This is a genomic window from Staphylococcus pseudintermedius (genome assembly GCF_034042775.1).
Lineage (GTDB): Bacteria > Bacillota > Bacilli > Staphylococcales > Staphylococcaceae > Staphylococcus > Staphylococcus pseudintermedius.
The window spans coordinates 2,403,057-2,417,941 of sequence record NZ_CP120150.1; the positions used below are offsets into that span (position 1 = coordinate 2,403,057).

The following is a 14,885-nucleotide window of genomic DNA, read 5'->3' on the forward strand; positions in this document are numbered from 1 at the left end:
TTGTTGCACAAGAGGTTTCTGTACGACTCCCTCAACCCCATGTCACTTACAATTGATCAAGTGCTTGTTTTAAATCTTCTACAAGATCATCTGTATCTTCAATACCCAATGATAATCTGATTAAACCATCTGCAATGCCTTCTTTTGCACGAATATCAGCCGGAATCGATGCATGTGTCATTAAGCTTGGTACAGAAATTAAACTTTCGACTGCACCTAAACTTTCTGCGAGTGTGAAATATTTTGTTTGTCTTACTAGGAATTTCGCTTTTTCTACATCTGCTACTTCAAATGAGATGATGCCTGTTGTGCCATCTGCTTGCGCTTGATGCACGTCGTAGTTTAAATGTGACGGTTGGCTTGGGTGATACACTTTCGTCACTTTGTCATGTTGATTCAACATTTCGACGACCGCTAATGCGTTACGTTCGATTTGTTCCATACGTAAAGCTAATGTTTTCATCCCGCGAATAAGCAAGTAGCTATCTTGAGGCCCTAATACGCCCCCTGTTGAGTTTTGGATGAAAGCAATGCGCTCTGCGAGTGTTTCGTCTTTAACTGCGACAAGTCCGGCTACAACGTCACTATGCCCACCTAAATATTTCGTCGCTGAATGTACAACAATATCTGCGCCAAGAGACAACGGTGTTTGATAATATGGCGTCATAAATGTGTTATCCACGACAGTCATGAGTTCGTGCTGCTTGCCGATTTCACTCACCGCTTGGATATCTGTAATGCGTAGCAATGGATTAGATGGTGTTTCGATAAATAACATTTTCGTATTATTTTTAATCTTATCTTCAATATTTTGAACATCTGTCGTGTTAACAAAGTCAAATTCAATACCAAAACGTGTGAAGACGCGTGTCATTGCACGATAAGAGCCGCCATACACATCCGAGCCAACAATAATGTGGTCACCTTGGTCTAATAACATGATAACTGCGCTGATGGCCGCCATGCCTGAACCGAATGCGAAACCGTAGTTCCCATGCTCTAAATCAGCAATGACAGACTCGAGCGATGAACGTGTGGGGTTCGCTGTACGTGAGTATTCAAACCCTTGTCTTAACTCCCCAATCGCATCTTGTTCATACGTACTCGTTTGATAAATCGGCGTCGTCACTGCACCTGTATAATCATCTGTAGTATTACCGCAATGAATTAATAATGTTTTTTTATTCATTTAAATCTCCTCCGTATTGAAATATCTTTTTCGACATATAACGATCACTGCCATCAGGAAAAATGGCTACGACTGTTCCTTGTTCTAAACGGGACGCTGCTCGAATCGCGCCTTCCAATGCAGCACCTGAAGAACTACCCGCTAATATGCCTTCGTAACGTGCCAAGTCTTTCACGTGTTGAAATGCGACCTCATCCGGTACCACTTCGACCGCTTCGATCCATTCACGTTTTAAAAATTGTGGCCACACCTCTACGCCAATGCCTTCTGTATCATGGCGCCCTTTTTCTTGACCACTTAGAATAGAACCCGGTGGCTCAACGACAATTGATTTCACATCATGGGGTTGGAGTGCTTCTGCCACACCTGCAAATGTGCCACCCGAACCTGCACCCGCAACAAAGTAGTCTAAATCCGGAAGTGCCTCAATGAGTTCAACTGCTAATGTATCACGGTACGCTGCTGGATTATTGCACGTTTCAAACTGATTCGTATAAAAAGCACCTGTCTCATCAGCATAGCTTTCGGCCCATTGTCGTGCACCGAGCATCCCTTCTGCTTGTGGTGTACGATGAATCTCAGCGCCAAGTGCCCGCATAATCGAAATCTTCTCTTCTGAAAAACCTTCTGGCGCAAAAATGACACATTTAATGTCATAATGATTCGCAACAATCGCTAGCCCGATACCTGTATTGCCTGCTGTTGCTTCCACAATTTGATCACCGGGGTGGAGCCGACCTTCTTCCATCGCACGCTCGATTAAATACTTGGCCAATCGATCTTTCACACTGCCCCCTGGATTGTGCATCTCCAGTTTGGCGAAGATTCTCACCCGGTCTGTACTATAATGCTCGAGTTGTACAAGCGGTGTCCGGCCAATCAAGTCAAAATTTCTCAACACTGTCCCCTCATTTCAACCGTCTAATTCTTAGTTAATACATATGAATTATAAGATAAATATGTGTCGGTTTCAATGTTAATCGCTATAAAAATACAAATTATCTCAAAAGCAATCGATATGGTACGATACAATTGCAAATGAGCGATTAAATTTTGAGGTGCTCATTAATAACGTTTTCACTTTACCCTTACACATTGCAATCCCATACAAGAAAGCCATGCTTACGCTATAATGAAAGCAATCACACACTACATTTCAGAGTACAAAGGAGAGAGATTGATGGAACTGCATACACCTAAAGGCACGATTCACGGTGAACGTCATACTGGTTATGAAGTATTTAAAGGTATTCCTTATGCGCAACCACCTGTTGGGGCATTACGTTTTAAACATGCGCAACTGCTGTTAACGTGGCCGGAAGATTTTCAAGCGACTTCATTTGGACCTGTCCCAATTCAGCCACCGAATTCATTAGAGTCCTTTTTTGATACACACGTGCAAGACTACCCGCAGAGTGAAGACTGTCTCACTTTAAATATTTGGCGTCCTGCAACACCCGCTCACCAACCATTGCCTGTCATCGTGTTCATATATGGTGGCAGTTTTGTGAATGGTCATAGTGCACAAGCGTTGTATCACCCTCATGAAATCGTCAACCGCGAATCCGTCATCGTCGTTACGTTGAATTACCGTTTAGGTGCACTGGGTTTCTTAGACTGGTCTACAATCAATCCGGAGTGGGATGCGAATAATGGCTTGTCAGATCAAATTTGTGCACTACAATGGATACGTGAAAACATCGCACATTTTGGTGGGGACCCAGAGCACCTCACCTTGATGGGTCAATCTGCGGGTGCGATGAGTGTTGCGGCCATGTTGCGTATGCCAACAGTACGGCCTTGGATTAAAAATGCCGTCATGTTAAGCGGGACTTTGCATTTGGAATCTCCTCAAGTCGCATCCGATAAAGCAGACGCCTTTGCAGCATTAAAGGCACAACACTATGCTTCCACACCTTGGCATGAACTTGATGCACAAGGGATATTGGCATTAATGGCGAGACACCAAATGCAGTATGGCCCATCGAAAGGTTTAGAATTGTTGTATCAACCGGTTGCCACAGATGATATCGAACTAGACTATCGCCATGTCAATGTTCCCGTATTATTAGGCCATACGACAGCTGAGGGTGACATTTATATTAAAAATGAACAAAAAAAATTAGCCCCGCAACAATTCCAACGTGTCATTCAACGTTTAGAAGGGCCCGTGCCACCGCTAGAGGACATCGAAACTGCTCAACAACAGCGTGACCTGATTACGAATTGGCATTTCAAAGCACCGTTTCAACAACTGTATCAAGCATTATCAGCAGTGACACCGACTTGGCAGGCGACTTTCAATTGGTCTCGTGGCGATCATCCAGACTATGCCTCGGCGTATCACATTTTAGATATGATTTTTTGGATGGGCCGTCTCGACATTTTAGCAGCACACGGTTTGGAAGTAACTGCACGAGAGACCGAACTACGCAAACGGATGATTCATGATTTGTGCCATTTCGCCCAACATAGTACATTAGATGGCAATCGCTTTTATGAATAATGTGACGCCCCAAATAAATAAGGAAGCGACTCGGAAACAATTGACGTTTTCCCAGTCACTTCCTCTTTATTTTTATGTGCAGTAATCAACCTTTGGAAGCCATCAAACATACGTATCACTGTGTCGATTCAACATGAATGAAATGCTTGTTATACTAATTGCAAAATGAAAACCAATAAAATGACAACCGGTAAAATGTATCGAATGAAAATGTACCAGATCGCAAACAATTTCAGAGGGTCGTTACCAAAACCTGTTTTTAAACGCACCTTTTCCATCGCATAACCAATCGCTAGCGTTGAAGCTAAGGCGCCGATAGGTAATAAAATATTCGAAAAAACAAAATCCATATTATCAAAAATTGAACCGGCACCAAATTGGATGTGGCTGAGTGGCCCAAATGATAATGTAGCAGGTACACCAACGATGAATACGGCTAAACTGATGATCAATGCCATCGTTGGACGTTTGCGGTTATTATTACGTGTGAAGTTCGACACGTTCAGTTCTAGTAGTGAAATAGAAGATGTGAGCGCTGCAAATAAAAAGAGCACTAAGAAAATCGCATAAAATAATGTGCCGAACTGTATTTTTTCAAAAACGAGTGGCAATATGATAAACAATAAGCCAGGTCCTTCTTTCGCTTGGTAGCCGAACGTTTCTAATGCCGGGAAAATCGCTAAGCCCGCTAAGATCGCAATGGCAATATTCATGATTAAAATCGTCAATGCTGACGTTTTAATCGGCATATCTGTTGAAGCGTAACTCGCATATGTCATCATCCCTGTCGTCCCGAGTGATAGCGCAAAAAAGGACTGTCCTAAAGCGAATAGCATAGACTCCATATTGATTTCAGAGACACGCGGTTGGAATAAGAAACGTACCCCATCCATAGCCCCATCAAGCGATAATGTTTTCACTACGATGATGATTAAAAAGACTAATAATAAGGGCATCATTAATTTCGACGCTTTTTCCAACCCTTGTTGCACGCCACGCATGACAATACCACATGTTAATGCAATAAAAATCGCCTGCCCCGTAACAACATAGAGCGGTTGACTAATAATAGCTTGAAATTGCAAATCGTGAAGATGTGTCGGCACAATGTGGAACAGTTGCGCAAGGACAAAGCCGAAATAGACAATAATCCAACCGCCGATCACACTGTAAAAACTAAACAACACAAACACCGCTAAATTACCAATCCATGCGATGCCATTTAACCATTTGCGCCCTGTTAACTGACCAAATAATTCTGTTGTATACGTGCGACCAAGTTGACCGACTGCAAACTCCATAATCAGTAACGGTAGACCTACTAAAATCGTAAAGGCTAAAAACATAAATAAAAATGCGCCACCACCGAACATCCCCGCCATATAAGGAAATTTCCATAGTGCACCTAGACCAATCGCAGAACCGGCACTCGCTAAAATAAAGCCGGTTGACGATTTCCATTGTGACCGTTGCGACAAAACCGTTCATCCTCTCTTTTTCTACGCTTTAATACGTTGAATCGTTTAAGTCATCTTGCAATATAACACATTCATCAGTTATCGACAATGAAAGAACACTTTTTTATAGTATTTCATCAAAAGTTTAGTATTGAAACGATGTTGTATTTTGTTATGATTAAGTTGTAAAAGAGGTGAGAAGTCATGTCGCAAAAATTAAAAGAACGTATTTATTTAATTGCCATCATTGTGAGTACGCTATGTGTCTTGTCGTCTGTGCTGTTTGGTTTAAGTCCAACAATCACAGCAACCGTTACGTTTATCTCCATTATCGTCTTTGCGATTCTTTATTTTGTCGTGCCTAATAAACAACAGAATCGCAAATTAAGGTAGCAAAATGGGGGATGAGACAAGCCCAACACATCGATATTTACGTACCATAATAGGTTCATTTTCAGTATCTTTATTTTTTAAACAGACAGTAAAGCTAGAATCTACACCTTCAATCACTTTAAGAAAAAGCCATTAAATTCACTTTCTAGAGTTTAATGGCTTTTTTATATTTACTTATCTTATGAATAATAGAAAAATACACTTGCTGGCTAGAGATTTCTTCTATGTTTTGATAACATGCCGCTTTGTCTTTTATTCCTTATTGCTATTACAGGTACTTTAGCACACTTATTTTGAACAATTATTGTTTCGTTACAAATTTAAAAAATGTCACAAATTATCCATTTATACTATTAATGTATAATGTTATTATAATTAAAACAAATAGTTCTAACGGGATTTAATATTTAGATACCAAACAAATAATGATAGTCATTTTTAATATTTAAAAAGAAAAAACACAAAATATACATTAGGGGTGAAGATAATGAAAAAAAGAAAAATACCATTAATTCTCATTTTATCTTTTATCGTAATATTTATAATTACGCCTTGTGTGAATGGAGCTGAGAAAAGTGAAATTACTAAAGAAGGAAATTTACACAAAAAATCAGATTTACCTGGTGTTACTTTAAACAATCTTAGACAAATCTACTTTTATAATGAAAAAATTAATTCTGAAAACAAATCTACCGAAGACCAATTTTTAGATTATACTTTACTGTTTAACGATTTTTTTATAGACCATCCTTGGTATAATGATTTATTGGTACAGTTTATTTCAAAGGAGGACGCAAGTAAATATAAAGGGAAAAAGATAGACTTGTATGGTTCTCATTATGGTTATTCATGTTTTGGTGGTAAACCACACAAAACAGCATGTATGTATGGAGGTGTAACGTTACACGATAACAACAAACTAGACGAAGAGAAAAAAATACCAGTTAACTTATGGTTAGATGGGAAGCAAACTTCAGTACCTCTAGACACAGTCAGAACGTATAAGAAAGAAGTAACCATTCAGGAACTAGATCTCAAAGCAAGACATTATTTGCACGAAAAATATAATTTGTATAACCCAGACGCCTTTGGAGGAAAGATACAAAGAGGCCTTATAGTATTTGAAACCTCAAGGAAACATTCGGCTAGTTATGATTTATATGCTGCTGAAGGAAAAGGTGCAGACACGATATTAAGAATATATCAAGACAATAAAACTATTAGTTCTGAGAATATACATATTGACATATACTTATATACAAATTGAATTGATATATTTAAAATCTCTTTGAATACCGTATCTATCCCTCTCTTTCTGTGACTTTATAAATGTGGAGGTTTTTTAATCAGGCTTACGTAGTCAACTTCTATCTCATTTAAATTCTTGCCGTCACTGTATCATGATTTTGAAGTAAAATCTTCAAAACGCTTTTCAACATAACTTTATTGCCAATATTGCATTTGATAACCGATGCGAGGCCGCGTAATAATGAGTTGTTTCGACTCGGGATGGGCTTGTGTCAGTTTATTGCGCAACGACGTCATATGTACGCGCAAGCTCGGCATTTCTGATTGATTCACATAACCATAAATTGCTTTAAGTATCGTATCATACGTAAGCACTTTACCTACGTGACGGCACAATAATTCTAATAAAGCAAATTCGTGCGGCGTCAAATTGAGCAATTGATTATCAATTTGGGCCGTTTTAGCTTGATACGATACGACTAAAGGGCCATTTTCAAAGACAATTTCTTTTTGATTCTGCATATTCTCCAACCGTTGCACCACTCTAATACGTGCGCGTAATTCATCCACATTGAATGGTTTGGTCATGTAATCATTTGCACCGTTATCCAATGCCTCAACAATTGTTTGTTCATCCAATCGTGCACTGATCACAATAATAGGAATATCGAAAGTTTGCCGTATCCTTTTAATCAATTCTAAACCGTCGATATCGGGTAACCCTAAATCTAATAAAATGATGTCTGGTGCTTTAGAACGTATTTGAAAATCAGCATCCTTTCCATTTGTCGCAGTGATGACTTCATAATAATCAAGGGTTAATGAGACATCGAGCAAATGGGTAATTGCCGCATCATCTTCTACCACTAATATTTTTGTGTTCACGGCACTTCACTCCTCAATTTGTATTTTTTTCAAAAGGTAAGTTGAAATAAAATATACTCCCATGCGGCTCATTTTGTCGATATTTTAATTGACTGTCATGCTTTTGTAGAATCGCCTGCACGAGATAAAGTCCGAGTCCCATACTATCTTTCTTGTTATCTTTGAAAAGTTGATGTTTCTCAAAAGGTTGGAAAATCGTTTGTTGTTCTTCATCCGACAATCCCGGTCCCCTATCGATTACCTCAAATAATATGTGGGGTTCATTTTTATTGATTCTTAACGTAATAGGTGTTTCAGGTGGCGTATGTTTTAACGCGTTTTCAATCAAATTAAAAACCGCTTGTAAAATGAGCTGACTATCAATATCGACGAAGCATATCTCATGTAATGCCGACACTTTCACTTGCTTGTTGAGCCGTCTACGTTCAAGCACGGATTCGATTTCTTCAACTAATTCTTCAATGAGATACAGTTGGCGGTTGAGCTTCATATTCGAATGCTCGAGTCTGGTAAGTGACAAAATATTGGAAACGAGCATGTGTAAATACTGGGCTTCGTCAAACGACCGGGAAACTAACTGCTGTTGTTCTGCGCGAGGCATTTCTTTCCCATTGAGTAATAAGACGTCCAAATTACCGATGATAGAAGTTAGTGGTGTGCGAATATCATGAGAAATGGAGCGTAAAAAGTGGGCACGTGCCACCTCCCGCTCAGCTCGTAACATCGACTCTCGTGTTTGACGAAGTAAGCTCAAGTTCTCTACAGCAAGCGACATTTCATTCAACATGGACTCTAAAATAGAATTGTCATAGGAATCAATAATTTGCGCTTCAGAAAAGTGTATGGAAACGATTGCTTTAACAGGTTTTGTGCCAATCGGTATGAGCAAATAGTGAATACCTGGAAATGTATCCGTTGTTGCTCCTGCACGCTTTTGGTTTTTAATGATCCAACTTAGCGCTTGTTGGTGGCGAGAATCATTAGTCTGTGGCCCTTCAACCGGTATCGTTTTTGAAATTTTTTCATCTTCCACTAAATAAATCGTAACTTCTTGCTTTAACAGATGTTGAATTTGATGTCTTGCATTCACTAATAAATCAGGAATCGTGTACGTTTGTTTAATTGAATCATTAAACTGCAACAAAATATCGGTCCGGTACAATTGATGTTTCGTGACGATGTACTGATGCTTAATTTGTTTTAATAAGCCACTCGTGACGATACTCACGATAATACTGATCGTGAAAGTGATAGGATAGTCAAAGCGATAAACCTCAAACGTAAATCTTGGCACAGTAAAAAAGAAATTAAACACCAACACGTTTAAAATCGCAGCGAAAAAACCGATTAAATACGATTGCGTCCACATACTTAAAACGACAATACCTAATAAAAATAACAGTAGAATGATTGTATCTTGTTCTCCTTTGCCTGTGCTATAAATCCACAAGCCTAACAGTACGCAAATCGCTTGAATCGCAATCATTTTAAAAATATCGACAGTCCAACGCTTTTGTTGCATATGTTGATGTTGTCGCTCAGGCTTTGCTTTCATTTGAATATGTTTAATCGGCACAATTTCAATTTTATAATGATGTTTTAAATCAAGTAATTGGTCAATTAAAGGCCGCTTCAACCGTGTATGCCATTTATCATTCATATGTTGACCGATAACGAGTTTCGTCACTTTTTGGGATTTACACCAATCATCGAGACCCGATGCAATTTGATTATCATATATCACTTTGACGGATGCCCCTAACGACTGCGCCAGCATTAAATTTTGGTGCACTTGACTATTATTTGCATACTGTTTGCCTTCATGATCAAACACGTCAATATACACCGCTGTAAATTGAGCATGCTCACGGTTCGCAATGCGACGCGCCTCTCGAATGACGGTTTCATTGCTGATACTTCCACTGATAGCAACTGCGACATGCGGGGTAATATCTGTATTTTTCTTATAAAGATGCTCTTTTTGACTCATCATATCAGCGGCTGTTCTCAATGTTAATTCTCGTAATTCAGTAAGGTTCTCATATGTAAAAAAATGCGAAAATGCTGTGTCGAGTCGTTCCTTTTTATACACTTTTCCTGCTTTAAGTCGGTTGATGAGTTGCTTTGGTGAAATATCAATGACCTCTATTGCATCACTCGACATAATGAATTGGTCAGGCACACGCTCTTTAATTTTGACCCCCGTCAGTAACGCCACTTGTTCACTCAAACTTTCGATGTGCTGAATATTTAATGTTGTATGAACATCAATGCCGTGGGAAAGTATTTCTTCAATATCCATATACCTTTTTTCATGTCGCTCTTTTGAAATGTTGGTATGCGCTAATTCATCGATGAGGACCACATCTGGGTCGTCTTCAATAATTTGATCAACATCTAAATAGTGGAATGTATGGCTGCCGTGATTTTTAGATTTTGTTTGAATAACTGGCAATTGTTCAGCAAGGGCTTGAGTTTCTTTACGTTGATGTGGCTCGATATAACCAATTTTAATATCCGCACCTTCGTGATAAGCATCGATCGCATTGGATAACATTTCATAAGTTTTACCTACACCCGGAGAATAACCCAAATATATCGTTAATGCTCCTCTTTTTATCGTTAGATGACGCTCCATATTCTTCACCTCTTCTCACTCATCATAAACTTCAAATCTTACATTTTCTATAAAAAAATACGCTTTTATTTATCTTAATAACTTCTTAATAAAACAATGCAAATATTAATAATCCCCTTATAGAAATTTTTATATAATGATTTCGGCAATAAGGAGGAGGTCCACAGATGATTAGCATATTAGGTTTGATCGTCATCGTATTAATCGGCTATTTAGTTTATGCCTTAATTTACAGTGAAAAGTTTTAAATTCAGCTATTGATGGAGGGAAAACATGGAAATCGTTATCTTTTTAATCACTTTTTTTCTATGCGCATTTTTATTAAGTCGTTATTTATACAGCGTGGCGTTATTAACACCTACACCCGCAGACAAAGTATTTTCAGGTGTTGAAAAAGGCATTTATAAAGTTTTAGGGACGCAACTAGAGCATATGTCGGGTAAGACTTACCTCAAACATTTTCTATTGTTTAATGGACTAATGGGCGCGTTGACGTTCGTACTGCTACTCATTCAACAATGGCTCTTTTTAAATCCTAACCATAATTTAAATCAATCTGTGTCATTAGCATTTAACACAGCCGTGTCGTTCTTAACGAATACGAACTTGCAACATTACGCTGGTGAATCCGGTCTAACCTATTTGACACAAATGATGGTCATCACTTATTTGATGTTTACGTCTAGCGCTTCAGGTTACGCGGTTTGTATTGCAATGTTACGCCGTTTAACAGGAATGACAGATATCATCGGCAACTTTTATCAAGATATGGTGCGCTTTTTAGTCCGTGTTTCCATACCTTTGTCATTCATTGTAAGTCTCCTGTTAATCAGTCAAGGGACACCGCAAACTTTAAAAGGGAACTTAACATTGCATACGATTACAGGAAAAGTTCAACATATCGCATATGGTCCTATGGCATCTTTAGAGTCCATTAAGCATATCGGTACAAATGGTGGTGGTTTTTTAGGTGCGAACTCTGCCACACCTTTTGAAAATCCGACTGTATGGTCTAACTATATCGAAATGTTGAGTATGATGTTAATTCCGGGTGCACTCGTCTTTCTATTCGGACGAATGTTGACCAAAAACGGCAAACACATTCATGCGCATGCTTATGTCATCTTCGGAACTATGCTGCTCTTTTTCTTAGTGTGCTTTGTCATCGCATTGATTGCAGAGTACAAAGGCAATGTCGTGTTGGCTCATTTAGGTGTTATTGGCCCGAACATGGAAGGGAAAGAAGTCCGATTTGGTCCAGGTCTGTCAGCATTATTTACAGCGATCACGACAGCATTTACGACCGGTACAGTCAATAATATGCATGACACACTCACCCCAATTGGTGGTCTCGTACCTATCGTGCTCATGATGCTGAATGCCATTTTCGGTGGTGAAGGTGTCGGGTTAATGAATATGCTCATTTACGTTTTATTGACTGTCTTTATTTGTAGTTTGATGGTCGGCAAAACACCGCATTATTTAGGGATGAAAATAGAAGGTCGCGAAATGAAGCTGATTGCGTTGACCTTTTTAATTCATCCGGTATTAATTTTAATCGCAACAGCCTTGGCTTTTATCGTTCCTGGTGCGAGTGCAGCAATCACCAACCCTTCATTTCACGGTATTTCACAAGTACTTTACGAAATGAGCTCATCTGCAGCGAATAATGGTTCTGGCTTTGAAGGTTTAAGCGATAATACAGCATTTTGGAACATCTCGACAGGTATCGTCATGTTGCTTGCACGCTATACCCCTATCATTTTACAAGTGATGATTGCTTCAAGTTTGGTGAATAAAAAAGCCTATCAAAAAAGTGATCAAACGATTGCGATCGACAAACCTTTCTTCGGGGTATCACTCACGATTTTTATAATTTTGTTGAGTGGTTTGACATTTTTACCTGTGTTATTACTTGGACCGATTGGCGAATTTTTATCATTAAAATAAAGGAGACTGTGTTGAATGAAACAATCATCTCATGTGTTGAATCGCGCGATTGTCAGACAAGCCATCAAAGAAAGTTTTATTAAATTAAACCCTGTATCTCTCATTAAAAATCCAATTATGTTTGTCGTAGAGGTGGGGATGGTTTTAACGTTAATCATGACAATCGTGCCACAAATTTTTACAGATGGCGCGATGTCACGACTTTATTTATTTACGATTTTCATCATTTTATTCTTTACCGTGCTCTTTTCTAACTTTTCAGAAGCGATTGCAGAAGGTCGCGGTAAAGCACAGGCCAACAGTCTTCGAGAAACAAAGTCTCATATGATTGCACGTCGCATAGTCAACGCTGAAGTATACGAAACGGTTGACGCGTCAGCTTTAAAACGAGGTGACCGTATTCTCGTAAAATCAGGTGAAATGATTCCGTTAGACGGAACCATTATTAAAGGGATTGCCACAGTTGATGAATCTGCTATTACCGGAGAGTCTGCCCCTGTCATAAAAGAATCAGGTGGCGATTTTTCGGGTGTCATTGGTGGAACAACTGTGACGTCGGACTGGCTCATTATTGAAGTAGACAGTGAAGAAGGTGCGACATTTTTAGATAAAATGATTGCCCTAGTTGAAGGGGCCCAACGTAAAAAAACACCAAACGAAATTGCGCTGTTTACATTGCTAATGACATTAACGATTATTTTTCTCGTTGTCATTTTAACGTTGTATCCCATTGCCCAATATTTAAATCTGAATGTCCCTATCACATCATTGATTGCATTGACAGTTTGTTTAATTCCAACAACGATCGGGGGATTACTTTCTGCCATTGGGATTGCCGGTATGGACCGTGTTACACAATTTAATATTTTGGCGAAAAGTGGACGCGCGATTGAAACGTGTGGCGATGTCGATGTCTTAATTTTAGATAAAACAGGCACAATCACGTACGGTAATCGTTTAGCGGAATCCTTACTGCCTGTTCGGGAGGAATGGTATGACAGATTACTCGTCGCAGCGTATGAAAGTTCCGTTGAAGATGATACACCTGAAGGCAAAAGTATCGTCACTTTAGCCAAACGTTCATCCGTACAGTTGCCAGAGGAGGTCAAAGGAGATTATCGACCATTCAAAGCAGAAACACGTATGAGTGGTATCATTATCGGCGAACGTTCAGTCTTTAAAGGGGCACCTAATAGTATGTTGAAATATGTGAAACAACAAGGTGGGGTGATTCCTTCCAATATCGAAGCACTCGTTACTGAAGTCTCTAGTAAAGGCGGCACACCGTTAATTGTCGTTGAAAACCAAACGATCTTAGGCGTGATCTATTTAAAAGATGTCATTAAAGAAGGCTTGGTGGAACGTTTCCAAGAGTTGCGTCAAATGGGCATCGAAACGGTGATGTGTACCGGTGACAACGAATTGACTGCCGCTACAATTGCAAAAGAAGCCAGTGTCGACCGTTTTATCGCCGAATGTAAACCGGAAGATAAAATCAAAGTCATTAAAGAAGAACAAGAAAAAGGCCACATTGTTGCGATGACAGGTGATGGAACGAATGACGCCCCTGCTCTTGCCCAAGCGAATGTCGGCCTAGCGATGAATTCAGGGACATTAAGCGCAAAAGAAGCCGCAAACTTAATTGATTTAGATTCCAATCCAACGAAATTAATGGAAGTCGTCAAAATCGGTAAACAGTTGCTCATGACGAGGGGCGCATTGACAACATTTAGTATTGCGAATGATATTGCCAAATATTTTGCCATTTTACCTGCTATGATGATGGTCACGATACCTGAAATGAGTCGCTTAAATATTATGCAGTTACATTCCCCTGAATCTGCCATTATTTCAGCACTCATCTTTAATGCACTCATTATTGCATTGCTGATTCCTATTGCGATGAAAGGGGTGCGCATTAAAGGGGCGTCGACTGAAACGATATTGATGAAAAATATGTTGGTCTATGGACTCGGCGGGATGATTGTCCCTTTTATTGGCATTAAATTAATCGATCTTTTAATTCAATGGTGGCTATAGGAGGATGCATATGAAAACGATAAGAAGTAGTATAGGACTCGTTGTAATGACAATGATTTTATGCGGTCTCATCTTTCCACTGGCTGTTACTGCAGTTGGGCAGACATTGTTTCATCATCAAGCGAACGGTAGCCTTGTGACACAGAACCATCAAATTGTCGGCTCCGAGTTGATCGGTCAACAATGGGATGAACCTCAATACTTTCATGGCCGTGTAAGCGCTGTAAAATATAATATGGATGCCGCCATGATCAAAGGAAACGGGGTCGCTTCTGGTAGTCATAACTATTCTAATGGGCATCCTGAACTTCAACAGAGAGTGGCAGCTTTAAAACAAACAAACGGCCATACACCTATTGATGCCGTTACAGAGTCAGGTTCAGGTTTAGACCCGGATATTACTGTAAACAACGCGAAACAACAAGTCGCGCGCATCGCAGAACGCAGAAACCTGTCAACAGAACAAATCAATCAACTCATTTCGAACCAAGCCCATCAAGGTACTTTGTATGATGATGATGTCAATGTGTTAGCATTAAATCTTGCCTTAGATCGCATGTCAGGTCATTAGTTTTTAGG

12 protein-coding genes are annotated in these 14,885 nt (G+C 39.4%); 7 read left to right on the forward strand and 5 right to left on the reverse strand.

The genetic code is table 11. From position 1 onward, the window contains the following. Window positions 1-46: 46 nt before the first annotated feature. Both P3U61_RS11415 and P3U61_RS11420 read right to left on the reverse strand, forming a co-directional pair. Window positions 47-1,189: a bifunctional cystathionine gamma-lyase/homocysteine desulfhydrase gene (locus P3U61_RS11415; protein WP_199569377.1), complete on the reverse strand. Its 1,143-nt coding sequence runs from the start codon at window positions 1,187-1,189 to the stop codon at window positions 47-49. After that, window positions 1,182-2,087, reverse strand: coding sequence for a PLP-dependent cysteine synthase family protein (locus P3U61_RS11420; protein ID WP_199569379.1), 906 nt, complete (start codon window positions 2,085-2,087; stop codon window positions 1,182-1,184). The genes P3U61_RS11415 and P3U61_RS11420 overlap by 8 nt, the downstream gene beginning before the upstream one ends. A gap of 282 nt (window positions 2,088-2,369) precedes the next feature. On the opposite strand from P3U61_RS11420, the gene P3U61_RS11425 reads away from it, so the two are divergent. Continuing rightward, window positions 2,370-3,695, forward strand: a complete 1,326-nt coding sequence (locus P3U61_RS11425; protein ID WP_101431557.1) for a carboxylesterase family protein — start codon at window positions 2,370-2,372, stop codon at window positions 3,693-3,695. 149 nt (window positions 3,696-3,844) lie between these two features. Here P3U61_RS11425 and P3U61_RS11430 read toward each other — a convergent pair whose 3' ends face one another. Continuing rightward, window positions 3,845-5,173, reverse strand: a complete 1,329-nt coding sequence (locus tag P3U61_RS11430; RefSeq protein ID WP_015728566.1) for a sodium-dependent transporter — start codon at window positions 5,171-5,173, stop codon at window positions 3,845-3,847. A gap of 183 nt (window positions 5,174-5,356) precedes the next feature. On the opposite strand from P3U61_RS11430, the gene P3U61_RS11435 reads away from it, so the two are divergent. Continuing rightward, window positions 5,357-5,545, forward strand: coding sequence for a hypothetical protein (locus P3U61_RS11435; RefSeq protein ID WP_014614849.1), 189 nt, complete (start codon window positions 5,357-5,359; stop codon window positions 5,543-5,545). Window positions 5,546-6,032: 487 nt separating this feature from the next. Beyond that, entirely contained in the window at window positions 6,033-6,812 is a 780-nt protein-coding gene (locus P3U61_RS11440) for an exotoxin (RefSeq protein ID WP_199569381.1), read from the forward strand. A gap of 176 nt (window positions 6,813-6,988) precedes the next feature. On the opposite strand, the gene P3U61_RS11445 is transcribed toward P3U61_RS11440, so the two are convergent. Both P3U61_RS11445 and P3U61_RS11450 read right to left on the reverse strand, forming a co-directional pair. Continuing rightward, entirely contained in the window at window positions 6,989-7,678 is a 690-nt protein-coding gene (locus P3U61_RS11445; RefSeq protein ID WP_014614850.1) for a response regulator transcription factor, read from the reverse strand. A gap of 13 nt (window positions 7,679-7,691) precedes the next feature. After that, window positions 7,692-10,325, reverse strand: coding sequence for a sensor histidine kinase (locus P3U61_RS11450; protein WP_370498300.1), 2,634 nt, complete (start codon window positions 10,323-10,325; stop codon window positions 7,692-7,694). Between the two features lie 158 nt (window positions 10,326-10,483). On the opposite strand from P3U61_RS11450, the gene kdpF reads away from it, so the two are divergent. Genes kdpF through kdpC form a run of 4 tightly spaced genes read left to right on the forward strand, consistent with a single transcriptional unit; the run spans window position 10,484 to window position 14,877 of the window. After that, entirely contained in the window at window positions 10,484-10,564 is an 81-nt protein-coding gene (kdpF, locus tag P3U61_RS12330) for a K(+)-transporting ATPase subunit F (protein WP_064485063.1), read from the forward strand. Window positions 10,565-10,589: 25 nt separating this feature from the next. Then, window positions 10,590-12,266: a potassium-transporting ATPase subunit KdpA gene (kdpA, locus tag P3U61_RS11455; protein ID WP_015728565.1), complete on the forward strand. Its 1,677-nt coding sequence runs from the start codon at window positions 10,590-10,592 to the stop codon at window positions 12,264-12,266. A gap of 15 nt (window positions 12,267-12,281) precedes the next feature. Then, window positions 12,282-14,306, forward strand: coding sequence for a potassium-transporting ATPase subunit KdpB (gene kdpB, locus P3U61_RS11460; RefSeq protein WP_199569382.1), 2,025 nt, complete (start codon window positions 12,282-12,284; stop codon window positions 14,304-14,306). Window positions 14,307-14,316: 10 nt separating this feature from the next. Next, window positions 14,317-14,877, forward strand: coding sequence for a K(+)-transporting ATPase subunit C (kdpC, locus tag P3U61_RS11465; RefSeq protein ID WP_199569384.1), 561 nt, complete (start codon window positions 14,317-14,319; stop codon window positions 14,875-14,877). The last annotated feature ends 8 nt before the right edge of the window (window positions 14,878-14,885 follow it).